We start from the raw sequence: 23,337 nt of genomic DNA, 5'->3' as shown, positions 1-23,337 counted from the left end.
TGCCTCAGATCACCGCCAGCAGCGCGGCGACCGAGACGATCTGCCCGATCAGCCACATTCCCGCCGACATCTCCGCGACGTCCTTGACCCGGAACCGGTCCGGCTTCAGCAGGAACCGCACCGCCGCCCCGATCGGGAGTAGCGCGGTGGCACCGAGCGCGACGACCGCCCACCGGCTGTCCGCACCCGCGGTGTGCAGCACGACGACCTCGAGCACGGTGGCCAGCACGGCGAGCACCACCAGCACCGCGACCGTGCCCGCCAGGCCGAGCGACCTGGTCCACGACCCCGCGGCCTTCGTGTAGTCGACCACGGTCGGCCGGTCGTCCTCGGGCGTGCGGGACTTGCGCGCGATCTCCAGCAGCAGCGCCGCCACGCACCAGAGCGCCACCAGCCACCACACCGCGGCGGGCACCAGCCGGTCGCCGCCGCCCATCTGCGCGATCCACACCGAGCCGAAGCCCCAGAACGGCACGACGCTCAGCGCGAGCAGCACCCGCCGCGACTCCAGCCACGCCCCGATGGCCGCCCACTTCACCTGCACGAACTGCACCAGGTTGTTGGTCACGAAGATGACGACCCACCACAGCGTCACCCGGCCGAGCCCGCCGTCGATCCAGATCGAGACCGCCACCGAGACCACCAGGCAGAGCACCGCGATCACCCGCAGCTGGGTGAAGGTCACCAGCCCGCGCTGCAGCACCCGCTCCGGGTAGTGCTCGGCGTCGTGCGCGGCGTCCTTGTTGTCGTCGATGCAGCGCACCATGAGCGTGTAGGCGACGAAGGCCGCGAAACCGGCCCAGGTCGCGGCGCGCAACGCGGGCTCCTGGTCGGTGATCGCCTGGCCGAAGAGGAAGGCGGCCAGGAACATGGGCAGCTGCGCCGCCACCTGCCAGGCGGGGAAGCGCTCGTTGGAGTAGGCGAGCAGCCGCAGCGCGAACGGGGACTCGGTGGTGATGGCGGTGCTGGTCACGAGGGGGTTCCTTGTCGCTGTCCGGCGGTGGTGAAGGCGCCGGAGATCTGGTCCGTTGCGCCGGGGACGGGTTGCGCGGGGTCGGCCCCGACCGCGACGATCCGGTTGGCGGCGTCGACGTGCACCACCCGCGGCCGGTGCGCGGCGAGCTCGGCGGGGTCGAACTGGCCGTAGGCGATCACGATCACCAGGTCGCCCGGGTGCACCAGGTGGGCGGCCGCGCCGTTGATCCCGATCACCCCCGACCCGGGCTCGCCGCTGATCACGTACGTGGTGAGCCGGGCGCCGTTGGTGATGTCGACGATGTCGACCTGTTCGCCCTCGAGGATGTCGGCGGCGCGCAGCAGCTCGGCGTCGATGGTGACCGAGCCGACGTAGTGCAGGTCGGCTTGGGTGACGGTGGCGCGGTGCACCTTGGCGTGCATCACAGTCCGGCGCACGACGGCTCTCCTTCCGGTTGGTTCGCCAGTCGGGCGAAGGTGATCGGGTCGTGCGCGGCGAACACGGTGACCGGCCCGCCCGGCAGGCGGGTGAGCTCGGCCAGCCGGTGCAGCGTGCGCACCCGGGCGGCGGCGAGCCGCGGTTCGGGCACCCCGAACGCGGCGCCGGCCACCAGCAGCCCCGGCAGCAGCCGATGGAGCTGGAGTTCGGAGACGAAGGCGTCGCCCGCGTGCAGCAGCCACCGGTCTCCGGTGTCGATCGCGACGCCGACGTGCCCCGCGGTGTGCCCGTAGAGCGGGACAACCCGCAGCTCGGGGGGCAGCCCGCTCGGCGCCACGGTGCCGGGGAAGCCGAACCACTCGGCCCCGCCGCGCTCGTGGATCGACCACCGCGGGCCGTGCGCCCACTGCGCGGTGCGGTAGCGCCACCGGTCGCTGCCGGTCGGCGCGGCGGCCGCGCGCAGCTCGGGGCCGTGCACGTGGATCCGGGCCGAGGGGAAGTCGCCGATTCCGCCGGCGTGGTCGTAGTCCAGGTGGGTCAGCACGATGTGGTCGACGTCGCGCGGGTCGTACCCCAGCGCCTCGACCTGCCGCAGCGCGGTGTGCTCCGGGTCGAGCCGCGGCGCCAGCACCCGCCGGGTCCAGCCGAGCCTGCGGTCCGGCTCCGCGAGATCGGCGGTGCCGAAGCCGCTGTCCACCAGCACCAGCGCGTCGGCGGTCTCGACCAGCAGGCAGTGCGTGACGATCCCGCTCGCGAGCGGGCCACAGTCCAGGTGGTGCACCTTCATCCGCGGCCCCGCTCGATCTCGCCGAGCCGCGCCACCGTGGCGACCACCCGCTCCAGGAACGAGAGCCGGTGCGCGGTGTGCACCATCAGGTACAGCGAGAGCCTGCGCACGGTGAAATCGGCCAGCGCCAGCCGGTACCCGCGGCGCCACCGCACCGGGTCGAGCGCGACGCCCGCGGCCCGCTGCACCGCGAGCCTGTGGTGCTCGAGGTGGCCGTCGACCTCCTCGGCGGTGGCCGCGGGGGTCAGCACGTAGGCGAGCAGCTCGGCCAGGTCGCGCTGCGGCACGTGCACCGAGGCCAGCTCCCAGTCGTAGGCCACCAGTTCGAACCGCTCCGCGACCGGGCGCAGCCCGATATTGCGGGAGTTGAAGTCGTTGTGCACCAGCGTGCGCGGCATGGCCTCCAGCTCCGGCCACCACTCCGCGACCGTCTCGATCCACTCGATGGTCTCGGCGAGCCACTCGCCGGCGACCAGGTGCGGGTACTCGCGGTGGTGGTGCTCGTAGAGCCCGCGCCACAGCTCGGCCATCTCGACCATGCGGCCGGTCTCGGTCGCCGGGCCGAACCAGGGCTTCGCGACGAGCTCGCCGGTGCGGTTCAGCCAGTGCCCGTGCACCGGCGCGATGCCGTCGAGCGCGGCGCGGATGTGGGCCGGGCGCCAATCCTGCGGGCGGTCGGCGGAGTCCTTGAGCAGCACGTCGTCGCCGAGCCGCTCCAGCAGCAGCAGGTACGCCTCGCGGTCCGGCGCCTGGTGGATGCCGTGGCAGCGCGGCATGATCGCCGCCAGCGGGCCCGGGTCCCGGTACAGCTCCAGCTCGCGCATATGGGTGCCGAGGAAGCCGCTGGCATCGCTGCCCCGCGACCACGCCTCGGCCAGCCTGCCGCCCGCCAGCGAGACCAGCCGGTGCGCGGCCAGCACCACCTCGCCGTCCAGCGGCTTGGCCTTGACCACGAGCTCGAGCGGGGCCGCGTCGTCGGCGAAGTGCACGTCCACCGGCAGCACCCCGACCAGTTTCTGGGTGCTCACCCGGTGCGTCAGCTCGCTGATCACGCTGGACGCGGTGTTGTCGCCGATCACCTTGACCGTCTGCACCGGGCCGTCTCCGGTCAGGGTGCGCTCGAAGAACTCCGGGGTCAGGTCGAGCGCGGTGAACCAGCGGACCGGGCGGTTGCGGCCGAGCCGCTCGTGCGCGGTCGCGAACTGGCCGCCGATCACCGCCGACAGCGTCGAGAGGTCGAGCGCGAGCGCGAACCCGGCGATGATCTCGGCCAGCCTGCCCGCGGTGCCGGTGCCGACGCAGCCGAGCATCTCCAGGTAGTCGGCCTGCTGCGGCAGGCCGGTGCCGCCGCCGACGGTGCCGATCGCCAGCGCGGGCAACAGCAGCGAGGCGTAGACGCCGTCGCCGTCGGGCTCGATATTGAGGATCCCGGCGCCGGACTCGTGCACACAGGCGATGTCCTGGCCGGTCGCGGCGAAGAGCGCCGCGATCGCATTCGCCACATTGATGTTCGGCGCGATGCCGCCGCCGAGCGCGGTGCCGATGACATTGATCGAATACGCCCGGCACAGCGCCGCCTGATCGACCTTCAGCACCTGCGCGAGCGTGGCGCCGTCGATCCGGCACTCCGCGGTCACCCTGGTGCCGCGACCGTTGATCAGCGAGCGCTGGCTGAGCTTCTTGTCCCCCGCGGTGTTGCCCTCGACGCAGAACGAGCGCAGCGCGATCTCCGGGTCGTCGGCCAGCTGCTTCTCGATCCACAGGCAGGCCCGCCAGGTGCACGCGGTCGTCATGTTCTGCCCGGAGGCGTCGCCGGTCTCGTACTCGAAGACCAGGTCGACGCTGCGCCCGATCTGCATGGGGCGCAGCCCGACCAGCCGCGCGTGCCGGGAGACCTCCGCGACCTGGGCGCCCAGCTCGTCCTGCCTGGCCTGCGCCCACGCCGCGAAGCGGTGCGCGCTCACCACGTCGTCCAGGTCGAACCGCGGCGAGCGAACCATGCGCTGACCGAGCACCCTGGTGCTGACCCCACCCGCGCGGGACACCGCGTGCGCGCCCCGCGTCGCCGACGCGACCAGCGCGCCCTCGGTGGTGGCGAAGGGCGCGGTGATCCACCCGGTCGCGTGCTCGCCGTGGAAGCGCAGCGGCCCGGCCAGCCCGACCGGGATGGTCACGCTGCCGACCAGGTTCTCGATATTGCCGACCAGCCGGGCCGGGTCCAGGTCGAAGGTGTCCAGTGCGCGCAGGCTGCCGCCGGTCTGCGCGCGAATCCACTCCAGCCGCCTGCGCCTCGCGCTCTCGCTCTCGTGCCCACGGTCGGGCACGCGGGGCATCGAAGCCGTCTGGTCGCGCACGTGCAGCCTCCTTGGTCGCCCACCGCGCCGCTCCGCCATCCGGACGCGGCAGCACGCTCGGGAGCGAAAAGGCAATGGGGACAGTCGAATCGAAGAAGGCGCCGATGCCTTCGGGTACTCGTCTCGCGTCGGCGCTTCCGCAACGTAACAAAGAGAGCGAGCGGTTGCTACTTGTGTCCCAGCCGCATACGACGGGCAAACGGGGCACGAATTCCGGGCGACCTGCGCGGACGCCACCCGCTCGGGACGGGGTGAGCGGAAATCGGATAGATGCGAGTCACACTGCGAGGGTCGCGCTATAAAACCGACGGGTACGGTAAGCCGGTCACCGATCGCCCTTCGAGGCGTTTCCACTCCGGCTCGACACCGATCCTCCTTCTTGTGAGTCCTGACGTTTTCAGAATGTGCCGCAGCGCCGGAGAGCGTTCGGCGCGCAGGCGCCCATCCCGCCGCACTCGGCGTTCCCTGCGCGAAATTGTGATGTAGACCACTTACTCGCCAGTACAGAATCACTGGGATTCATTGCGGCGCACGCCACTCTGTGCCATAGTCGGCGGGCATTTGATCCCGGATGGTTTCACTAGCTCACGTCGTCGGACACCGCGTTTCGCGCGGCGTGATCGTGTGACCCCGGTCATCCCATCGGTGTGATGTGAGGACGTGTATGAGAACTCGAGCGGTCGCACGGGCGGCGGGCATCGCCGTCGCGGCATTGTCGACGGCGGTGGCGACGGCGCTGACGCCGTCGGTCGCGCAGGCCGGCGACACCTTCTATTCCTACAGCGGCCCAACGGATCTCGCAGCGCTGGCGCCGGGAACCGTCCTCGACGTCCGGACGGTGCCGTTCCACCTCACCGAGGTGCCGACGCCGCTGACCGCCATCCAGGTGCTGTACCGCTCGACCGACGCCCTCGGCAACGCCGTCGCCAATGTGACCTCGGTGATCAGGGCAGCCGGGGCGGGCCCGGCCAGGGGTGTCGTCTCGTACCAGTCCGCCTACGATTCGCTCAATCCCGAGGACAGCCCGTCGCGCGCGGTCGCCGGTGACATCCAGATCGGTGGATTCACCGGTAGCGGGCGCAATCTCGCCGTCGGCGGGCTGTTCTTCTCCGCCGAGGTGACCGGGTTCGCACTGCTGCTCGCGCAGGGTTTCAGCATCGTGGTGCCGGACACCGAGGGGCAGCAGGCCAACTTCGCCGCGGGCCCGGAGTACGGGATGAACACCCTGGACTCGCTGCGCGCGGTCGCCCGGGTACCCGAGACCGGCATCGCGCCGGGCACCCGCACCGCGCTGATGGGCTACTCCGGTGGCGCGATCGCCAGCAACTGGGCCGCGATCCTCGCCCCGGAGTACGCGCCGGAGATCGCGGCGCAGCTCATCGGGGTCGCCCAGGGCGGGCTGCTCGCCGTGCCCGCGCACACCCTGCGCTACGCCTCGGGCAGCGTGGCCTGGGCCGGCGTGGTCGGCATGGCGCTGGTCGGCATCTCGCGCTCGTACGCCATCGATGTCGAGCAGTACCTGAGCGACTACGGCAGGCAGGTCTTCGCGCGGCTGCGGGACGCATCGATCATCAACGTCTTCCTGCAGTACCCCGGGCTCACCTGGCAGCAGATGGTGCTTCCGCAGTACGCCGACCCGAACTCCATCCCGGAGTTCACCGCGGTCGCGAACGCGATCAACATGGGGCTCGCGCCGATCCCGACCATCCCGATGCTCGTCCACCAGGGCACCGGCGGCATCTTCGAGGGAACGGCGCCCGGCGGGCCCGGCCTCGGCGATGGTGACGGCATCATGATCGCCGGCGACGTGCGCGCCCTGCTGAACCGCTACTGCGCGACCGGGTTGCCGGTCCGGTACCGGGAGCTGCCGCTGCTCAGCCACGGAGCCGTGGTGCCGATCTGGGCCCTGGAGACGCTCGCCTGGGTGAACGCCCGCTTCGCCGGGGAGCCCGCGCCGACCAGCTGCGGGCAGATCGCGCCGGGCAACAGCCTGGCGGCGGAGGTCGACAGCGGGGGGTAGGGCGCTGCCGTGCCGTCCCGCACCGCGGCACAGCGGGTTCCGGGACGGTGGCTCGGCCTGCGGCTGCGGAAACCGGCGCGGACGGCCCGGCACGCGGAGGCGGGGAAGCACCCGCATCGCCGAACCCGCTACCCACACCCGGCCCACGCTAGGTCGGCGGGCCGTCCGCCGCCGGGCGGCGGTCCAGAGTTGGTACCACCGCACAAAGGCACCCATCCGCTTTGTGCGCGGGCTCCAGTCTCATCCGGTCGGCAGCAGTTCGTCGCCGTAGGCTGCCAGCACCTCGAGCGCCAACTCCAGGTGCAGCCTGCGCTGGTCGATCGGGCGCCCGAGCTTCTGTTCGGCCTGCTGCAATCGGTAGCGCACGGTGTTGGTGTGCACCCCGAGTACCTCCGCGGCGGTCGTGACATTGCCACCGCCCGCGAGGAACTCGCGCACCGTCTCCCGCAGCCGGGCGGCCGGTTCACCGGGGCCCGCGATCCCGCCGAGCTCGCGCTCGACCAGCAGCCGGGCCGACTCCACGCTGCCGTCACCGGTGAGCAGGCACACCAGATCCACGTCCCGGTAGGCGATCACCGGCCCGGCAGCCGCACCGTCGGCGGCGAGCCGCTGCGCCGCCAGCGCCTCGCGATGGCTGCGCCGGAACCCGTGCACCCCCGGCCACGGGGTGCCCACCGCCATCCGGGTGCCCGGCACCGGCGGCGCCGGGATCAGCGCGACGTCCGCGGGCTCCGGGGTCGCCACCCAGGCCCACAGCCCGTGCGTGCCGCTCGGCAGCGTGAGCGGGGGCGGGCCGCCGAGCGCGGCGGCGGTGTCGGCGGCCAGCCGGGCCAGCACCCGAGCCGCCACCGGCGACGCCATGCTGTGCTCGGCCCAGAGCGTGAGCGCGGTCTGCTGGTACTCCACGATGTGCCCGAGCCGCTCCGGCGTCAGCTCGGCCGCGGTGGCGTCGCCGCGCAGCAGCGCATGCACGGTCGCGGCGCGCTGCTCCTCCGCGCTGCGGCTGCGCTGCTCGCGCTCCTCCAGGTAGGCGGTGACCACCGCGTCCAGGCAGCCGTCCAGCCACTGGCTGCTGCGCTCCCAGAACGTCACCAGCACCGCCCCGCGCAGCTCCGGATCGCGGATCTGCAGGTCGAGCACGCCGGTGATGTAGCGCCACAGCCCGCGCTGCCCGACCCGATAGGTCTTGAGCAGCACGTTCAGGTCGTATCCCCGGCGCGCCACCGTGCGCGCACCGTCGATCACCTCGATCGGCGGCCGGATATGGAACTGCGGCCGCCCGATCCCGACCAGCAGCCCGAGCCAGTGCGCCTTTCCGCTGGTACGCACCTCGCCGCGCAGCTCCGGGTCGGCGGCGAAGCGCGGGAACTCCTCGAGCATCGCCCGGTCCACGAACCGCAGCACCTGCTCGGTCTCGGCCTCGGAGCGCACGCGCTCGGCGAAATCCGCGAGCCAGGCATGAACGATCGCGCGATCGACGGCCACCATGTTCCCTTCCGAGCCACCCGGCCCCCGGCGGCGAGTACGACGCGGTGTTCGCCTGTCGCCGAACCGGACTCGGTGCGGCACCGGATGCGGGACGCCCCATCGCGTGACGGATAACGTCGTTACCCGCCAGACAGTACTACATGTTACTGTCCGGTAATCGGGGCCGTGGGCCGCATCGCGGTCGCGCACCGGTAGCGCCCGCCCTACCCGGCGATGCGGCCGTCCGGCTCCGGCTCGGCGGCATCGGCGCGCAACTGGTCCCGCTCGGCGGCGAGCGCGGCGTTGTCGTCCTCGAGGTCGAGGATGCGCCCGATCCCCGCGAGGTTGACCCCCTGCTTGCTCAGCTCGGAGATCCGCTCGAGCCGGGCCAGATCGGCGCCGCTGTAGCGGCGGGTGCCGCCCGCGCTGCGCGCCGGGGTGATCAACCCGTGCTGTTCGTAGAGCCGCAGCGTCTGGACCGCGATGCCGGCCAGTTCGGCCGCGACCGAGATCGCGTACACCGCGCGATCCGGTCCGTGCACCGGTCCGTCACCGCTCATGGTCTCCGTTCACCGTCCTTCCGGTCTGTTCCAGATTATCTTCTCATCACGCTTGCACTCATCTCAATAGAGTGCTAAAACAAATCTATGCCAGCGAACACAGATTACCTGGCACCACACACAGTGAGACAAGGAGTAGTGGAGGTGGCGACCATGCTGATGCGTACCGATCCGTTCCGGGATCTGGACCGATTCACGCAGCAGGTGTTCGGCACGGCGGCTCGTCCGGCGGTGATGCCGATGGATGCCTGGCGTGAGGGCGAGGAGTTCGTGGCGGAGTTCGATCTGCCCGGCATCGACCCGGATTCGCTGGATCTGGATGTCGAGCGCAACGTGGTGACGGTGCGCGCCGAGCGCGCGCAGCTGGACCAGGGGCGGTCGATGATCGCCTCGGAGCGCCCGCGCGGGGTGTTCTCCCGGCAGCTGTTCCTCGGGGAGGGGCTCGACACCGAGCGGATCCGCGCCGACTACCGGCACGGTGTGCTGCGGCTGACGATCCCGGTCGCGGAGAAGGCGAAGCCGCGCAAGATCGAGATCATCCGCGGCGAGAACGACGCCAAGGCACTGGCCGGCTCCTGACCGGTGGTGACACCCGCCGCGCGGAATCCCCGCCCGGAGCCTTGCGGGGATTCCGCGCACGGACGATTCGAGTGGAAGGCAGGTGATGCCCGGTACGCGACGAACGTTCGAATCAATCGTTTTCCGCGACTCTTCCCTTCCGGGGCGGGCCCGGCGGTCACGGGCCCGCCCCGCCCCCGCCCCGGCGCCCCGCGCGCACCGATTCCCCTGTCCAGGAAGGAGTGAGCCATGCTCTCGACCCCGGCGGGCAGCGACCTCGATCGCGCCGACCAGCACTTCCTCGCCCACCCCGACGACCACGACACCGGTCTCGACCCGGCCGCGCTCTCGCCGCCGACCGATCGCCTGCGCGCGGCGTTCGACAGCGCCGACCTCGCCGATCGAATCGACCAGGCCTGGATTCTGCCCGCCCAGGACGACCTCGACCTGCTCGCCTACTGAATTCCGCCCCGCGTCGCTGATCCGCTCGCCCGAGGCCTGCGCCGAGGCGGGCGGATCGGCGTTCTCACCCCCGCGGACCGCGAGCCGCCGCGACGGTATCGGCGGTGCGGAAGAGCTGATCGACGCCGAGCAGCCGCAGCGTGCGCCCGATGTCGGCGGGTACCGCGACCAGGGTGAGGGTCGCCCCCGCCGCTCCGGCGCGGTGGTGCGCGGCGATGAGCACGGTGATGCCGCGGGAATCGCAGAAGGTCACCGCCCGCAGATCCAGCACGAGCACTTCGCCCGCGTTCAGCGACAGGCCGGACAGGAGCGCGAGCACCTGCGGCGCTCCGGCGAAGTCGAGTTCGCCGGCGAGTTCCACGACGGGACCCTCGTCGTCGGTGCGGGTGTGCACGGCGAGGTGCGCGCTCACGGCTGCTCCGCACCGGCGCCGGGAAGGTGCAGCGCCAGCAGCGCGGTGTCGTCGGTGACACCGGACCCGAGGGTGTGCAGCAGATCGGCCAGCCCGGCCACCACGTCGGTCGCGGAGACCGGCGCGAGGGTCTCGGCCAGGCTCAGCAGCGCCTGTTCCCCGAAGAGACCGCCGGTGCCGGTGCGGGCCTCGGTGAGCCCGTCGGTGTAGAGCAGCACGGTGTCGCCGGGGCACAGCGTCACGGTGGTCGTGACGATCCCGACACCGGCAAGCACCCCGATCAGCTGCCCGCCCTCGGTCGGCAGGTACGCAGCGGAACCGTTGCCGCGCAACAGGATCGGCGCCGGATGGCCGCCGGAGGCAATCGTGATCTCGACCCCGTCGCCGGACAGCACGAGCTGCCCGTAGAGCACGGTGCAGAACCGGGGATCGCCGGGATTGTGCGCCTCGAGCAGCACCCCGTTCAGGTGCTCGAGCACCGCGGCGGGGTCGGGGGCGTAGACCGCGGCCGAGCGCAGCGTGTACCGCACCCGCGAGGTGATGGTCGCGGCGAGCGCGCCCTTGCCGCAGACGTCGCCGAGGAAGAAGCCCCACCGGCCGGCGGCCAGCGGGAACAGGTCGTAGAAGTCGCCGCCGACCTCGTCCAGCGAGGCGATGTGGTAGTGCGCGGCGGCATCGAGCCCGGGCACCGTCTCCAGCGCCGGGGGCAGCAGCGTGCTCTGCAGCAGGTGGTTGAGCCGGTGCAGCCGGTCCCGCTCGACCTCGGAGGCGCGGTGCGCGCGCAGCAGCTCGGTCTCGTAGGCCCTGCGGTCCTCCGCCGCGAGCACGGTGGTGCGGATCAGCGGGGGTGCGCCGTCGTGGCCGGTGCGCACCACCGAGGTGACCAGCACCGGCAGGCGCCGCCCGTCGGCGGTGCGCAGCTCCAGCGCGATCGCGTTCACCTCGCCCCGCAGCTGCAGCAGCGGCGCGAAGTGGGTTTCGTGGTAGAGCCTCCCGCCGACGGTGAGCAGATCACCGAACCGGCGGACCCCGACCAGCTCCGCGCGGGTGCGGCCGAGCCACTCGAGCAGGGTGGTGTTGATCCGGGCGATCGTGCCGTCCATCAGGGTGGAGAGGTAACCGCACGGCGCGTGCTCGTAGAGGTCCTCGGCGTCGCCCTCGAGCACAGCCGCGGCGGCGGCACGATCCTCGGGCCCGCGGCCGGGCGCGGCGCTCATCGTCCGGCCGCGGCTCGGCCCGGGGCGATCCGTCCCTCGGCGTCCACCCGTTCATCCTGGCAGAACCGGGCCGCGTCGCAGCGATCTTGCACCGAACCGACGGCGCGTGGCGCGTCGAGACCGGGCTGTCCCGTTCGAGACCGCACCTCCGGGGACGGCTCCCGGAGGTGTCCGGTCACCGTGCCCGGTCGCGTTCCGCCGCGCTGTCGGAATCGAGCGGCATACTCAGGGTCACCGTGGTCCCCGAGTCGAGCACGGTGACGCGGCTCTCGGGCACCAGGGCCCTGATCATCTGCAGACCGCGGCCGCGCAGGGATTCGGTGCGGCCGCGGTCGTCGTCCGGCGCGGCCGGGCGGGTGACCCAGTGCCCGTGGTCGGAGATGCCGACCAGGACCGCCCCGCGAGCCACGATCGCCTCGAGCCGGATCGGCCTGCGGTCGCCGGCGTGGCCGTGCTCGATCGCGTTCGCGCAGGCCTCCCCGGCGGCCAGCAGCAGGTCGTAGGCGCGCTGGGAATCATCGATCATCCCGGCCAGCCACCGGCGCAGCCGCCTGCGCACCCCGGGGAGCTGGTCGGGGTTTGCGGGGAACTCGATCCGTAACGGCTCGACCTCGATGCTCATGTCGTCTCCTTCGGCCGGGCCGTCTCCGGCTCTCACGAGCAGGGCTACCCCGCGGTCGCGACCTCCACACACCGGCCGGGGCGGTCGTCGACCGCCCCGGGGGTACGAGAGAGGGCTCGGCTGGGGCAAGATTCGGGCCGGACCGTTCGGGTAGGACGCGCGAGCGGTTCCGATGTGGAGGCAGGTGCGCGGGTGTCGGGTTCGACGGTGGCGATGGAGATCGAGGCGCGGCCCGAGCAGCTGGGGATCCTGCGCTCGATGACTCGATCGCTGGGATTGGGGCTGGGGCTGGCGATCGACGCCGCCGCCGACCTGGAGCTGGTCGCGCACGAGATAGCGACGGCGCTGATCCCGGTGGCCGGGCCGGGTGCGAGCCTGCGCTTCGAGTACCGGGTGGAGGCGATCGAGATCGAGGTGCTGATCAGCTCGCACACCGCTGTGCCGCCGGTGCTGAACGGGCTGGGCTGGCACATCGTGCGCACTCTGGTCACCGACTTCGCGCTGGGGTGCGGCTCCTACGACCCGGCCGGGGCAGGGCACCCGGTGACGGTCGGGTTCTCCTGGCCGCACCCGCTCGGGTAGCGCGTCGGGCGGTTCAGGTATCCGGGTCCTCGTCCTGGTCGTCGCCGGGACCGGGGCCCGCCAGGTTGCCCGGTGCCTCGGATCCGCCATCGACGATGCGATCTTCCCTGGTCTCGGCGTCGCCTGCACCGTCGTCGGAATCATGGGGCTGAGTCATGGGTGAGTTCTCCTCCGGGATGTGGGCGCTGCGCCTTCGCGAATGCGCCTACCCGCGGGCCGAAACGACAAACCAGGCCCTCAGCAGGGGTACCGGCGGCGGACCGGCCCCGGCTCGGCGCGAAAGCGCGCCTTTCGCGCCCGGCTAGAGTTCCCCGGATGGGAGCTCCCGAAGGCGCCGAGTCGGAGCGCGTGGCCGCACTGCTGGAGGCCGAGGCGAAGGCCGTCGCGCTCTTCGACGAGGTACTCGCACGCGACATCGTCACACCGGGAGCCACCGAGTCGGCGGTGAGCGACGCGGTGCGCGACCTGGCCGCCGAGCTCTTCGGCACCCGCCGCTTCTGGCACAGGCGCATGGTGCGCGCCGGGATCAACACCCTGGAGCCGTTCTCCGCCGACCCGCCGGACCGCACCATCGCCGCCGACGACATCTGCTACCTCGACTTCGGCCCCGTCTTCGCCGAGTGGGAAGCCGACTTCGGCCGCACCTACGTCCTCGGCGCCGACCCGGCCAAGCTCGCGCTGCGCGACGCCCTCGAGCCGCTGTGGCACGAGGGCCGCGCGCACTTCGAGCGCACGCAGGACATCACCGGCGACCAGCTCTACACCTGGATCACCGCGCGCGCCGCCGAACTCGGCTGGGAGTTCTCCGCCCCGATCGCCGGACATCTGGTCGGCGAGTTCCCGCACAAGAAGATCTCCGGCACCGAGGTCACCTCCTACATCGCCCCCGGCTCGCACACCCCCCTGCGCCGGCTCGACCCCACCGGCAAGCAGTGCCACTGGATTCTCGAGGTGCACCTCGCCGACCGCGACCGGGGGATCGGCGGGTTCTTCGAGCAACTGCTCGACCTGCGCCCGAGTTGATCGACGAGCGCCTCGACCACCGCCGCGGCCGAGGCGGCTGCCTCGGCCGACAGCGGTGGACAGGTCAGCGGCGAGGATCCGCACAGCTGCGGCACGACCGGATTCGTCCTGCGCCGATATCGAGTTCAGCGCCGATTCGGGAGCTCGACTTCCCGCCGATACGCGGTCAGCAGCAGGGGGCGCCGGCCTTCGCATCGCTGCCGCAGCAGGAACCCGCGGCCTCCGCCCCGGTCCCACAGCACGCCGCCTGCACGTCGGTGCCGAAGTGCTCGGTGTCGGCGAGCACGGTGTAGACCTCCCAGCGTTCGGTATCCGGGCCGGTCACCCAGACCTTGTCCTGGGTGGCGAAGCAGCAGGTCGCCGCGCGCTGCTCTTCGGTGAAGAGCCCCGCCCCGGAGAGCCGGGCGATCTCGGCATGCACCTGCTCCGAGGTCTCGACCTCGACGCCGAGGTGGTTGAGCCGCCCGCCGGAGCCGCGGTTCTCCAGGAGCACCAGTTTCAACGGCGGGTTCTCGATGGCGAAGTTGGCGTAGCCGGGCTTGCGCTTGGCCGGCCCGGTGCCGAACAGGGTGGAGTAGAAGTCGATCGCGGTGTCGAGGTCGTCGACGTCGAGGGCGAGCTGGATGCGGGACATGACCGCCACCTCCCAGAGGTTGTGTGATGTATGTCGAAGAACTTGCGAGCCCGAGTCTGCGCCGATACTTCGACATATGTCAAGAAGGTGGGTAGGATTCCATGCATGCCCAAGACGCTGCCGGTCATCGACATGACCGCCCCGGTGTGCTGCGCCCCGGTGGCGGCCGCGCCGGTCGACGCGGACACCGCGCTCGCCATCGCGCTGCGGTTGAAGGCGATCGCCGATCCGGTGCGGGTGCGGTTGCTGTCGATCCTGCTCAGCGATCCGGACGGGGAACGAAACAGCGGCGAGCTCGCGGCCGCGGTCGGGCTCGGGGAATCGACGGTCTCGCATCACCTCACCCAGCTGCGCAAGGCCGGGCTCATCGCCTCCGAGCGGCGCGGGATGAACACCGTGCACGCCGCGCGCCGGGAGGCACTGTCGGCGCTGTGCGTGGTGCTCGACCCGAACTGCTGCCGCTGATCCAGTCCTTCCCTGGCGGCGCGCTGATGGCCTCCGCTCCCCTGCTCGCGGTACTGATGCTGCGCGAACTCGGCCTCGCACCGTGGCAGTACGGGCTGGCGCTCGGGCTGCCGACGCTGGCCGGGCCGGCCGGCTCGCTGTGCGCGTTGCCCCTGGTGACGCGCTGGGGTCCGGCGCGGGTGCTGTTCGGTTTCGGCACGCTGCGCTGCTGCTGGCTCGGGCTGGTGCTGCTCGCCGAGCCCGGAGTCGACGGGCTGATCGTGGTGCTGGTCGCGGAGTCGGCGCTGCTGTTCTGCGCCGGTGTGTTCAATCCGGTTCTCGCCACCGTCCGGATGAACCACACCGACGACGATCACCTGGCCCGGGTCGGCACCGCGTGGTCGATCAGCGCGAAGACGGTGCAGCCGGTCTTCATCGCCGCGGGCGCGGTGCTGGCCGCGGCGACCAGCACGCGCACCGCCATCGCCACCGCCGCGATCGTCCTGCTCGCCGGCGCCCTGCTCCTGCCGTGGCGGCACGCGGGCCGGGTGGCCTGAATCCCGCGGCAGCCGACGAGGAGGCTCGGATCCGGTCCGCCGTCGAGGAACAGGGTCCGCGACACCCCGGCCCAGCGGAGCACGGACCGTGCCAGGGCCGCGGCGGCGGGGGTGGTACCAGTGTGGACGGCGACGGTCGAGGTGTCCCCGACTCCCCATCGCTCGAGCTCCGCCCGGAGGGCGGCGGCATCCGGCAGCGGCCGGCTACCCGGCTGCGGGCGCCACCGGCATCTGGGCCGCCGTCTTCCCGCTCGGCCTCGGCCGCAGGGCCTCGGTGCGGCGGACCAGGGCGCTGCCGCGCTCCCCGGTCGGCCGAGCGCGCGTCAACAGGCTTCGCACTCGCCCGGGTCGAGCGCGAAACTGTCGGCGACGGCGTCGATTCGTGCGCTGGCGGCGCGGAATCGCTCGGTCGGCGCCGCATCGGCACCGGAGTACCCGCCGAGCGCGAGCGCGCAGGCTTTGAAGGCGCGGGCGGCGGCGCTGGGATGGCAGTGCGCGCCGGCGAACCAGCGGTCGAACCCCGCGGGCAGCTCCTGATCCCACACGACGATGTCGAGCAGGTCGCGCTCCAGGCACTCCTGCACTCCGCTGCGCACCCGATCATCGGCGGTGAGCAGCTCCGGCGCGACGATCAGCAGCTCCGGCCAGGTGTGGTGCACCGGCACCGAGAGCGGCCCCTCCAGCTCCAGCACCGTCGCGCCCAGCAGCTGCAGCGGCGCGATGTCGCCGACGTCGGCCAGCACCACCGCCACCTCCCAGCCCGCCTGCGCCCGGTCGAAGAGCCAGCCGCCGGCATGGGTGACGACGTCCCGCGCGTCCGGGGCGAGGACCGCGAGGCGGTGCCGCAGCCGGAGCCCCTGCGAGTAACTCCACCAGTCCCGGATCGGGCTCCGATGCTCCACCGTGCTCACCCGCGCTCCCCTTCCACCTCGAGCGATCCGCTCGCCCGTCGCCGCACCCAGCCGAACTGTACGACCGAAGTTTACGCGCGTAACCCGGCCGGTGACCGCTTCGCGTTCCGGCGGGGGCACGCTCGATCCGTCCGGCGGAGCAGCCCGTTGAGCAGGAGCATTCCGAGTTCGGCGAAGGCAACGGCCCCGGCAGGGAGTCCGGATTTCCCTGCCGCCCTTGGCTCTTCCCGCCACAGAATCCTCTTCGTCGAAGAGATACTAGCTGGTATCTTGATGGACGATTGGTTACCGAAGTGTCGAGGAAAGGGTGCGCGCGATGAGCGGACCGGAGGACAAGGGCAAGGCCACCGTCACCGAACCCGCGGCGAAGACCGCCGCGCTCGGCGGCGAGCAGCCTGCCGCGGTCAAACCCGTGCAGATCTGGGCGGTGGTCGGCGCCGCGATCCTGCTGCTGCAGCTGTACGTGTGGATCCGCTGGGTCAGCGGCCCCTACTTCGAGCGCGTCCCGGCCGGGCCGACCGAGCCGCCCACCGCCATGAAGACGATCCTGACCGTCTACACGGCGGGCATCGTGGTCCTCTTCCCGGTCAGCATCTGGTGGTTCATCGTCCGGCCGTGGCGCCGCGAACGCCGGATCACCCTGGACGGCATGCTCATCGGCGCCATGGGGCTGATGTTCTTCCAGGACCCGCTGCTCAACTACTTCAACACCTGGTGCACCTACAACACCTGGATGTGGAACCGCGGCTCGTGGTCCTCGCACATCCCGGGCTGGGTCTCACCGGAGGAGCCGGGCCGCCAGGTCGCCGAGCCACTGCTGATGAACGCGCCCGGCTACGCCTACGGCGTGCTGCTCTGCACCATCGCGGGCTGCTGGGTGATGCGCAAGGTCAAAGCGCGCTGGCCGGGGATGAGCAATCTGCGGCTGATCGGGGTGACCGCGGTGATCGCCTTCGTCTTCGACTTCGTCATGGAGGGCCTCGTCCTCATGCCGATGGGGCTCTACAGCTTCCCCGGCTCCATCCAGGCACTCTCGATCAACGCGGGCACCTACTACCAGTGGCCGGTCTACGAGGGGCTGATGTGGGGCGGGGTGCAGACGGGGCTCTGCTGCCTGTACTACTTCACCGACGACCGGGGCCGCACCATCGCCGAGCGCGGGCTGGACCGGGTCGGCGGCGGCTTCGCCAAGCAGCAGGCCACCCGCTTCCTGGCGATCTTCGCCGCGGTCAGCGTGATCTTCTTCGCCTTCTACAACCTGCCCGCGCAGTGGTTCGGCATGCACGCCGACCCCTGGCCCGAGGACGTGCTCGAGCGCTCCTACTTCAACGGCGGCATCTGCGGCGCGGGCTCGGACATGCCCTGCCCGGACCCGGCCCTGCCGATGCCGCGCAAGGGCTCCGGCTACATCAACAACGAGGGCGAGCTCATCATGCCCGAAGGGGTGACGGTGCCCGAGCCGGTGCCGTTCAAGGACCGCTGAGCCGGGCGGCACGAGAGGACTCCACCATGAACCCCCAGCCCGCGACGGCCGCACCCCGGCCCACCCCCGACTACCACTTCGACCGGCACACCCCGCAGTACCGCGGCGAGTTCGAGACGATCACCAGGGAAATGCACGCCCGCTGCCCCCTGGCCTGGACCGAGACCCACGGCGGCCACTGGGTCGCCGCCGGCCACAGGGAGGTCTTCGAGCTGGCCCGCTGCCCGCACGTCTCCAGCGACCGCGACTACAAGAACGAGCGCCGCGGTTACCAGGGCATCACCATCCCCTCCGGCAAGACCTACCTGCCGATGCGCAACGGCATCATCGAGATGGACGACCCCGAGCACCGGGTGTTCCGCGCGGTGCTGAACCCGTATCTCTCGCCCAGTGCCGTGCGGCGCTGGCAGCCCTTCGTCGACGACCTGGTCCGCGCCTGCCTGGACGAGCGGATCGAGACCGGCCACATCGACTTCGTCGACGACCTGGCCAATATCGTGCCCGCCGTGCTCACCCTCGCCATGCTCGGTGTGCCGCTGCACAAGTGGGCCGTCTACAGCGAGCCCGCGCACGCCTCGGTCTACACCCCGCCGGACTCCCCCGACATCGACCGCGTTCAGGAGCTGAACATGGCGATGGGCATGGACCTGCTGGCCAACCTGCACGAGATCCGGGAGAACCCGCGCCCCGGCATCATCGACGCGCTCGCCCGGATGCGGATCGACGGCGAACCGCCCGAGGAGCTCGACCTGCTCGGGATCCTCGGGCTGCTCATCGGCGGCGGCTTCGACACCACGACGGCGCTGACCGCCCACTCCCTCGAGTGGCTGTCGGACAACCCCGGCCAGCGAACCGTCCTCAGCAGGGACCGCGACACGCTGCTCGACCCCGCCACCGAGGAGTTCCTGCGCTACTTCACCCCGGCGCCGGGCGACGGCCGCACCGTCTCCGCCGATCACGACGTGGCGGGCCGGACCCTGCGCGAAGGCGAACGGCTCTGGCTCTCCTGGGCCATGGCCAACCGCGACGCCGCGGTCTTCCCCGACCCCGACACCGTCGTCCTCGACCGGAAGGCGAACCGGCACCTGAGTTTCGGGCTCGGCATCCACCGCTGCATCGGCTCCAACGTCGCCCGCCTGATCTTCAAGCGGATGCTGCTCGCGGTGCTCGACCGGATGCCGGACTACGCCTGCGATCCCGCCGGGGCCGTGCACTACGAGACCATCGGAATCATCCAGGGCATGCGCAAACTGCCCGCCACCTTCACCCCCGGCCCCCGGCTCGGGCCGGGCCTCGCGGACACCCTCGAGCAGCTGCAGCGCGCGGTGCGCGAGCAGAACCTCGCGGCGCCGATCACCGGGAGCGGCGCATGACCGTGCCCGACATCGAACGCGCGGGCAGGCACCTGCGGCTCGCCGAGGAGGGGTTCCGCGATCGCGGCGGCACCTTCGGCGTGTACTCGCGGCAGCGCTGGCGCGCGCACCTGCGCGAGTCCAGCCTGCGCTACCGCCTGCTGGTGGCCGCCGGAACCGCCGCGGAGGCGATCCGGTACTCCGGTGGCCTGCTCTTCGACGCCTGTGCGGCGGGGTGGGAGGTGATCGTCGCGACCCCGGATCCGCGCGGGCTCCGCGGCCTCGAACTCCTCGGCGCGATCGTCATGAACCCCGGCTCCGACCCGGCCCCGCTGCTGCACGAGGTCAACCCGCACGTGCTCGTCCTCGCCGACGTCTGGCCCGCGATGGCGCTCAACGCGCCGCCGACGGTCCTGTGGACGACGAACCACACGGGACTGCACCGCGCGCAGCACCCCCTCAGCCTCGCGGGCACCGCCTTCAAGCAGCACGCCCTGCGAGCGGCGGCGCTGGACGAGCCCGCCTCGACCGCCGAGACGTTCTGGTCGAACCGGCGCGGGCGCCACCGCGGCCTCCCCCGCTCCCTCGGCCTCACCTTCACCGGGCCCGCACCCGGGTGATTTCGCGGTTCCCGAACCGGCGCCTCCCGTCGAACGTCACCGTGCCGATGACCACATCCCCGGTTCGGTAGCGCCGGTGAGACGTTCGGCATCGCACCCCTGACCGGCCCGCTCAGCACCCGCACCCACCCCCGGGCGACAGCCGCATCGCCGCCGCTCCGGGCCGGAATCCGGGCGAAATCGAGCCCACGGAAACGGCCGAATCGCCCAAACGTCGCAGCGCCCGCGATTCTCCTCACGCCGGAATTCGGAAATGGCCCGCAGGCCGACGCCGATTTTCCCAGTATGGAAAGTTTCCGACCAGCACCGGAGCGCGGGGTGACCCCCACCGCTCGCATCGAGGCGGACGGCGAGCGCACCGCGGCGGGATCACTGCGCGCGGGACGCTTCTCCTACCGCCCGGGCTCCCGGATGGTGTGGTGGTCCGCGCAGGCGGCAGCGCCGCTCGGCCTCCCCGCGGAGATCGAGCAGATGGCGGCGAACGCCGCGCTCGCCCGCGTGCACCCGGACGACCGGGAGCCGCTCACCCTGGCCCTCGCCGCGCCGGAGCGCTTCTGCCTGCGGCTGCGCGTTCTCGGCGCGAAGCGGGGCACGCGCACGCTGATCGTGATCGGCGAGCAGGCCCCCGACGGAGTCGACGGCTGCTACGCCGACCTCACCGCCGCCCTCCGCGCCGACGGCATGGCGACGGTCGACGAGTCGGTGACCCGATTCCGGGCCGACCGCGCCGTCGTCGAGCAGGCCGTCGGCATGCTGCTGCTCGTCTACGCCATCCCCGCGGACCGGGCGCGCGAGATCCTCGCCTGGCGGGCGGCCGAGACCGGCGTGCCGGTCGAGCAGCTCGCGGCCCGGCTCTGCGCCGCGGTCAGCGGGCGGAGCCCCGCCCCGACCGCCCTGCGATCCCGCTTCGACGACCTGCTGCTGACCGCGCGCGACGCCGGCCCCGGTTGAGCCGGATCAGCGACTCGTCGGGCGGGCGCACTCGACCGGCCGCGGGTTCCGGGATCCGCACCTACGGGCAGCCACCGGATCCGCGGTCATCGTCGCCGAGGGCGTCGGCGACGGCTCCGACCAGGAGCGCGCGCATCGTGTCCCACCGCAGGCCGAGCTCGGCAGGCTCGCCGGCGGCCATGGCCTCGGCCGCTCGTTCGATGAGCATGACCAGCAGCACGTCGGCCTCCGGGGGCCGAACCGTGCCGGGGCTGACCTGTTCGCGCAGCCGGGCCAGGGTGGCGACCTGGCGGCGCTGGAGTTCGCGGTAGGCCAGGGTGGCGTTCTCGTCGATTGACCGGTAGCCGACCAGCGCCTCGCGCAGTCCGCGCCAGCGTGCGTGCAGATCGATGCTGATGTCGATGATTCGTTCTGCGCGCTCGCGAGCGCTGCCCGGCGCGAGAATCGCCGCGCCGAGCGCCTCCCACTCCGCGACCACCCAGGCTTCGTAGGCGGCGAGCAGTGCGGCGCCCTTGTGCGGGAAGTGGCGGTAGAACGTCCCGGTGGCGTACCCCGCAGCGGCCACGATTCGCCGCACATCGGTACCGGCGTAGCCGTAGGTATCGAACGTCTCGGCCGCGGCGCGCACCAGACGGTCGCGGGTGTCGTCGGGATGTCCCCGACGGGGCCTGTCCACCGACTGTCGCGTCATAGTGAACATTCTGTCACTATGGGTCCGGCAGGGCTACGACAGGAGCGATCATGCAGATCACACCGGGCGACACGGCACTGGTCACGGGGGCATCGCGGGGAATCGGCCGGCACATCGCCTCAGCACTGGCCGAGCGCGAGGTGAACGTCGTACTGGCCGCCCGCGGCGCCGAGCAGCTGAACGAGGTGGCCCGTGCGATCCGGGCCAGGTCCCGAGCCCGGGTGACCACGCTGCCGGTGGACCTGAGCGATCGCGAGCAGGCCCGCGCGTTGATCGCGCGGGCGGAGGGCGCGGCCGGGCCGATCGATCTGCTGATCAACAACGCGGGCGTGGAGGCGACCGATCGGTTCGACCAGCGCGGCTACGACGACATCGCGGCCTTCACCGACGTCAACCTGCTGGCTCCGATGCTGCTGACGCGCGCGGTCCTGCCCGGCATGATCGAGCGCGACCGCGGCCACATCGTCAACATGGCCTCGATAGCCGGACTACTGCCCTCGGCGTACGAAGAGCCCTACAACGCGACGAAGTTCGGCTTGATCGGCTTCACCCGGTCGCTGCGATTGACCGCGCAGGACCGGGGGTGGGCGGTGAGCGCGTCGGCCATCTGCCCCGGATTCACCGCGGGCGCGGGAATGTACGAGGACATGCGCGCCGAATTCGGCATCCGCGCTCCCGCGTCCATGGGCACACTGCCCGTGGAGCGGGTCACCGAGGCGGTCCTGCGGGCCGTCGAGCAGGATCGCGCGGAAACCGTGGTGATGCGCGGAGCACCACGGCTGGTCGCGACCGCCGCGGCCGCGTCACCGCGGGTATTCGAGCGCATCGCTCGCGGCCTCGACCTGGCCGCACCGTTCCGTCTCATGGCCGACACACGCGGCCACACGGAACCGCCCGCCGCCTGACGACCGAGCGGCTCCGCCCACCGAGCCGCCTCAGAAGGTGCCGATACCGGCCGCCTCGTTGCGCTCCCGCCACTTCGACCGCGACATCCGCGTGACATCCACATCGGCGCTCGCCGCGCGCAGCGCCCCGACCGTCGCCTGCGCACGCGGCGTGTGCTCGAACGGATCCCAGTCGAAGAACCGGCAGGCGTTCTGCCAGGTGATCTTGTGGATCTCCTCGGCGGAGGTCACCCCCGCCTCCTGGAATTCGTTCCAGGCGTACTCCGGCGACTCCGGCCAGGTGGTGTCGGTGTGCGGGTAGTCGCACTCCCAGGCGATGATGTCGATGCCGATGCGGTCGCGCAGCAGCAGCCCGGACGGGTCGGTGATGTAGCAGGCCAGGATGTGCTCGCGGAACACCTCGCTGGGCAGTTTCCCGCCGAAGTCGTTGCCGTCGTGCAGCCACGACTGGTTGGTGAAGTGCCGGTCGATGCGGTCCAGGTAGAACGGGATCCAGCCGATCCCGCCCTCGGAGAGCGCGACCCGCAGCGTCGGGAACTTGCGCAGCGTCGGGCCGAAGAGCAGGTCCTGCGCGGTGATCGCGGAGATCTGGCAGGCCAGCACCATCAGGTGGTCGATCGGCGCCTCGGCGGGCCGCTTGATGACGTCGAAGCCGGCGCCGATGTGCAGCGAGAGCACCATGTTCTCCTCGCACAGCGCCTCCAGCATCGGGTCCCAGTGCCCGGAGAGGAAGCTCGGGAAGCCCTGCACGTGCGGGGTCTCCGGGAAGCTGATCGACCGGCAGCCCTTGCGCGCGAGGCGCCGCACCTCGGCCACCGCGAGCTGGACGTCCCACATGGGCACGATGCCGAGCGGGATGAACCGGCCCGGATAGGTGCCGCACCACTCGTCGACGGCCCAGTCGTTGTAGGCCTGCAGCATCACCAGCGCGAGTTCCTTGTCCCGCGCCTCGTGGAAGGTGCGGGCATTGAAGCCGGCCATGGTGGGGAAGCACATGGAGGCGAGCACGCCGTTGGCGTTCATGTCGCGCACCCGTTCGTGCACGTCGAAGCAGCCGGGCCGCAGCTCGCTGTAGGCGCCGGGGTTGAAGCCCCACTCCTCGCGCGGCCAGCCGACGGTCGCCGCCATCCCGAACGGGGTCGAGGTCGCCTCGTCCTGGAACACCCATTCGTCCACGCCGTTCGCGTTGCGGACGACCTTCGGCGCCTCGTCCTTCCACTTGGCCGGAACGTGGCCGGTGTACATGGTGGGGGGCTCGATCATGTGGTCGTCGATGCTGACCAGGATCATGTCGTTCAGATTCATCGCGGT

General features: G+C 71.7%; 26 protein-coding genes. 12 read left to right on the top strand and 14 right to left on the bottom strand.

The window, feature by feature from the left end:
- Positions 1–4 precede the first annotated feature (4 nt).
- The 4 genes from ACFO0B_RS25550 to ACFO0B_RS25535 are packed head-to-tail and all read right to left on the bottom strand — an operon-like array spanning position 5 to position 4,525.
- The gene (locus ACFO0B_RS25550; RefSeq protein WP_378615116.1) at positions 5–973 is read right to left on the bottom strand and encodes a hypothetical protein; all 969 of its coding nucleotides are present in this window, start codon (positions 971–973) and stop codon (positions 5–7) included.
- On the bottom strand, positions 970–1,398 hold the full coding sequence (gene panD / locus ACFO0B_RS25545) for an aspartate 1-decarboxylase (protein ID WP_378615314.1): 429 nt from the start codon (positions 1,396–1,398) through the stop codon (positions 970–972). Before panD ends, ACFO0B_RS25550 begins: the two co-directional genes overlap by 4 nt.
- A complete protein-coding gene (locus ACFO0B_RS25540; RefSeq protein ID WP_378615115.1) occupies positions 1,398–2,201 on the bottom strand; it encodes an MBL fold metallo-hydrolase in 804 nt (267 codons plus the stop codon). The genes panD and ACFO0B_RS25540 overlap by 1 nt, the downstream gene beginning before the upstream one ends.
- A complete protein-coding gene (locus ACFO0B_RS25535) occupies positions 2,198–4,525 on the bottom strand; it encodes a hypothetical protein (protein WP_378615114.1) in 2,328 nt (775 codons plus the stop codon). The genes ACFO0B_RS25540 and ACFO0B_RS25535 overlap by 4 nt, the downstream gene beginning before the upstream one ends.
- Before the next feature lie 694 nt (positions 4,526–5,219).
- Here ACFO0B_RS25535 and ACFO0B_RS25530 point away from each other — a divergent pair.
- Positions 5,220–6,575, top strand: a complete 1,356-nt coding sequence (locus ACFO0B_RS25530) for a lipase family protein (protein ID WP_378615113.1) — start codon at positions 5,220–5,222, stop codon at positions 6,573–6,575.
- A gap of 240 nt (positions 6,576–6,815) precedes the next feature.
- Here the strand turns inward: ACFO0B_RS25530 and ACFO0B_RS25525 are convergent, their stop codons facing one another.
- A complete protein-coding gene (locus tag ACFO0B_RS25525; RefSeq protein WP_378615112.1) occupies positions 6,816–8,063 on the bottom strand; it encodes a PucR family transcriptional regulator in 1,248 nt (415 codons plus the stop codon).
- Positions 8,064–8,266: 203 nt separating this feature from the next.
- Positions 8,267–8,602 (bottom strand): MerR family transcriptional regulator, encoded by a 336-nt coding sequence (locus tag ACFO0B_RS25520; RefSeq protein WP_378615111.1) that lies wholly within the window; start codon positions 8,600–8,602, stop codon positions 8,267–8,269.
- Positions 8,603–8,740: 138 nt separating this feature from the next.
- On the opposite strand from ACFO0B_RS25520, the gene ACFO0B_RS25515 reads away from it, so the two are divergent.
- Positions 8,741–9,181, top strand: coding sequence for an Hsp20/alpha crystallin family protein (locus tag ACFO0B_RS25515; RefSeq protein WP_378615110.1), 441 nt, complete (start codon positions 8,741–8,743; stop codon positions 9,179–9,181).
- Between the two features lie 228 nt (positions 9,182–9,409).
- Positions 9,410–9,622: a hypothetical protein gene (locus ACFO0B_RS25510; protein WP_378615109.1), complete on the top strand. Its 213-nt coding sequence runs from the start codon at positions 9,410–9,412 to the stop codon at positions 9,620–9,622.
- A 64-nt stretch (positions 9,623–9,686) separates the two neighbouring features.
- Here ACFO0B_RS25510 and ACFO0B_RS25505 read toward each other — a convergent pair whose 3' ends face one another.
- The 3 genes from ACFO0B_RS25505 to ACFO0B_RS25495 form a co-directional block, all read right to left on the bottom strand.
- Positions 9,687–10,034 carry an STAS domain-containing protein gene (locus tag ACFO0B_RS25505; RefSeq protein WP_378615108.1) on the bottom strand — a complete coding sequence of 116 codons (348 nt, stop codon included), beginning with the start codon at positions 10,032–10,034 and terminating at the stop codon, positions 9,687–9,689.
- Positions 10,031–11,251, bottom strand: coding sequence for a PP2C family protein-serine/threonine phosphatase (locus tag ACFO0B_RS25500; RefSeq protein WP_378615107.1), 1,221 nt, complete (start codon positions 11,249–11,251; stop codon positions 10,031–10,033). Before ACFO0B_RS25500 ends, ACFO0B_RS25505 begins: the two co-directional genes overlap by 4 nt.
- A 175-nt stretch (positions 11,252–11,426) precedes the next feature.
- Positions 11,427–11,873, bottom strand: a complete 447-nt coding sequence (locus tag ACFO0B_RS25495) for an ATP-binding protein (RefSeq protein WP_378615106.1) — start codon at positions 11,871–11,873, stop codon at positions 11,427–11,429.
- 192 nt (positions 11,874–12,065) lie between these two features.
- Here ACFO0B_RS25495 and ACFO0B_RS25490 point away from each other — a divergent pair, with 192 nt between their 5' ends.
- Complete coding sequence (locus ACFO0B_RS25490) at positions 12,066–12,455, top strand: ATP-binding protein (protein ID WP_378615105.1); 390 nt, start codon at positions 12,066–12,068, stop codon at positions 12,453–12,455.
- A gap of 13 nt (positions 12,456–12,468) precedes the next feature.
- Here ACFO0B_RS25490 and ACFO0B_RS25485 read toward each other — a convergent pair whose 3' ends face one another.
- Positions 12,469–12,612 carry a hypothetical protein gene (locus tag ACFO0B_RS25485; protein WP_378615104.1) on the bottom strand — a complete coding sequence of 48 codons (144 nt, stop codon included), beginning with the start codon at positions 12,610–12,612 and terminating at the stop codon, positions 12,469–12,471.
- A gap of 158 nt (positions 12,613–12,770) precedes the next feature.
- Here ACFO0B_RS25485 and ACFO0B_RS25480 point away from each other — a divergent pair, with 158 nt between their 5' ends.
- Complete coding sequence (locus tag ACFO0B_RS25480) at positions 12,771–13,478, top strand: M24 family metallopeptidase (RefSeq protein ID WP_378615103.1); 708 nt, start codon at positions 12,771–12,773, stop codon at positions 13,476–13,478.
- A gap of 166 nt (positions 13,479–13,644) precedes the next feature.
- Here the strand turns inward: ACFO0B_RS25480 and ACFO0B_RS25475 are convergent, their stop codons facing one another.
- Complete coding sequence (locus tag ACFO0B_RS25475) at positions 13,645–14,112, bottom strand: ArsI/CadI family heavy metal resistance metalloenzyme (RefSeq protein ID WP_378615102.1); 468 nt, start codon at positions 14,110–14,112, stop codon at positions 13,645–13,647.
- Between the two features lie 105 nt (positions 14,113–14,217).
- On the opposite strand from ACFO0B_RS25475, the gene ACFO0B_RS25470 reads away from it, so the two are divergent.
- Positions 14,218–14,577, top strand: a complete 360-nt coding sequence (locus tag ACFO0B_RS25470) for an Rv2640c family ArsR-like transcriptional regulator (protein ID WP_378615101.1) — start codon at positions 14,218–14,220, stop codon at positions 14,575–14,577.
- Complete coding sequence (locus ACFO0B_RS25465; RefSeq protein WP_378615100.1) at positions 14,544–15,113, top strand: MFS transporter; 570 nt, start codon at positions 14,544–14,546, stop codon at positions 15,111–15,113. The genes ACFO0B_RS25470 and ACFO0B_RS25465 overlap by 34 nt, the downstream gene beginning before the upstream one ends.
- Before the next feature lie 323 nt (positions 15,114–15,436).
- Here the strand turns inward: ACFO0B_RS25465 and ACFO0B_RS25460 are convergent, their stop codons facing one another.
- Complete coding sequence (locus tag ACFO0B_RS25460; RefSeq protein ID WP_378615099.1) at positions 15,437–16,024, bottom strand: hypothetical protein; 588 nt, start codon at positions 16,022–16,024, stop codon at positions 15,437–15,439.
- Positions 16,025–16,340: 316 nt separating this feature from the next.
- Here ACFO0B_RS25460 and ACFO0B_RS25455 point away from each other — a divergent pair, with 316 nt between their 5' ends.
- The 4 genes from ACFO0B_RS25455 (at position 16,341) to ACFO0B_RS25440 (ending at position 20,430) form a co-directional block, all read left to right on the top strand.
- Positions 16,341–17,507: a spirocyclase AveC family protein gene (locus ACFO0B_RS25455; RefSeq protein ID WP_378615098.1), complete on the top strand. Its 1,167-nt coding sequence runs from the start codon at positions 16,341–16,343 to the stop codon at positions 17,505–17,507.
- Positions 17,508–17,533: 26 nt separating this feature from the next.
- Entirely contained in the window at positions 17,534–18,880 is a 1,347-nt protein-coding gene (locus tag ACFO0B_RS25450) for a cytochrome P450 (protein ID WP_378615097.1), read from the top strand.
- The gene (locus ACFO0B_RS25445; RefSeq protein ID WP_378615096.1) at positions 18,877–19,479 is read left to right on the top strand and encodes a hypothetical protein; all 603 of its coding nucleotides are present in this window, start codon (positions 18,877–18,879) and stop codon (positions 19,477–19,479) included. The genes ACFO0B_RS25450 and ACFO0B_RS25445 overlap by 4 nt, the downstream gene beginning before the upstream one ends.
- Positions 19,480–19,797: 318 nt before the next feature.
- Positions 19,798–20,430, top strand: coding sequence for an ANTAR domain-containing protein (locus ACFO0B_RS25440; protein ID WP_378615095.1), 633 nt, complete (start codon positions 19,798–19,800; stop codon positions 20,428–20,430).
- 61 nt (positions 20,431–20,491) lie between these two features.
- Here ACFO0B_RS25440 and ACFO0B_RS25435 read toward each other — a convergent pair whose 3' ends face one another.
- A complete protein-coding gene (locus ACFO0B_RS25435; protein WP_378615094.1) occupies positions 20,492–21,121 on the bottom strand; it encodes a TetR/AcrR family transcriptional regulator in 630 nt (209 codons plus the stop codon).
- A 50-nt stretch (positions 21,122–21,171) separates the two neighbouring features.
- Between ACFO0B_RS25435 and ACFO0B_RS25430 the strand changes: the two genes are divergently transcribed.
- Positions 21,172–22,026, top strand: coding sequence for an SDR family NAD(P)-dependent oxidoreductase (locus ACFO0B_RS25430; RefSeq protein ID WP_378615093.1), 855 nt, complete (start codon positions 21,172–21,174; stop codon positions 22,024–22,026).
- 30 nt (positions 22,027–22,056) lie between these two features.
- Here the strand turns inward: ACFO0B_RS25430 and ACFO0B_RS25425 are convergent, their stop codons facing one another.
- Positions 22,057–23,331, bottom strand: a complete 1,275-nt coding sequence (locus ACFO0B_RS25425; RefSeq protein ID WP_378615092.1) for an amidohydrolase family protein — start codon at positions 23,329–23,331, stop codon at positions 22,057–22,059.
- Positions 23,332–23,337 lie beyond the last annotated feature (6 nt).

Source organism: Nocardia jiangsuensis, assembly GCF_042650385.1.
In the GTDB taxonomy this organism is placed as follows: domain Bacteria; phylum Actinomycetota; class Actinomycetes; order Mycobacteriales; family Mycobacteriaceae; genus Nocardia; species Nocardia jiangsuensis.
Note: the sequence above shows the minus strand (reverse complement) of the source record. Positions and strands in the feature narration are given on the sequence as shown.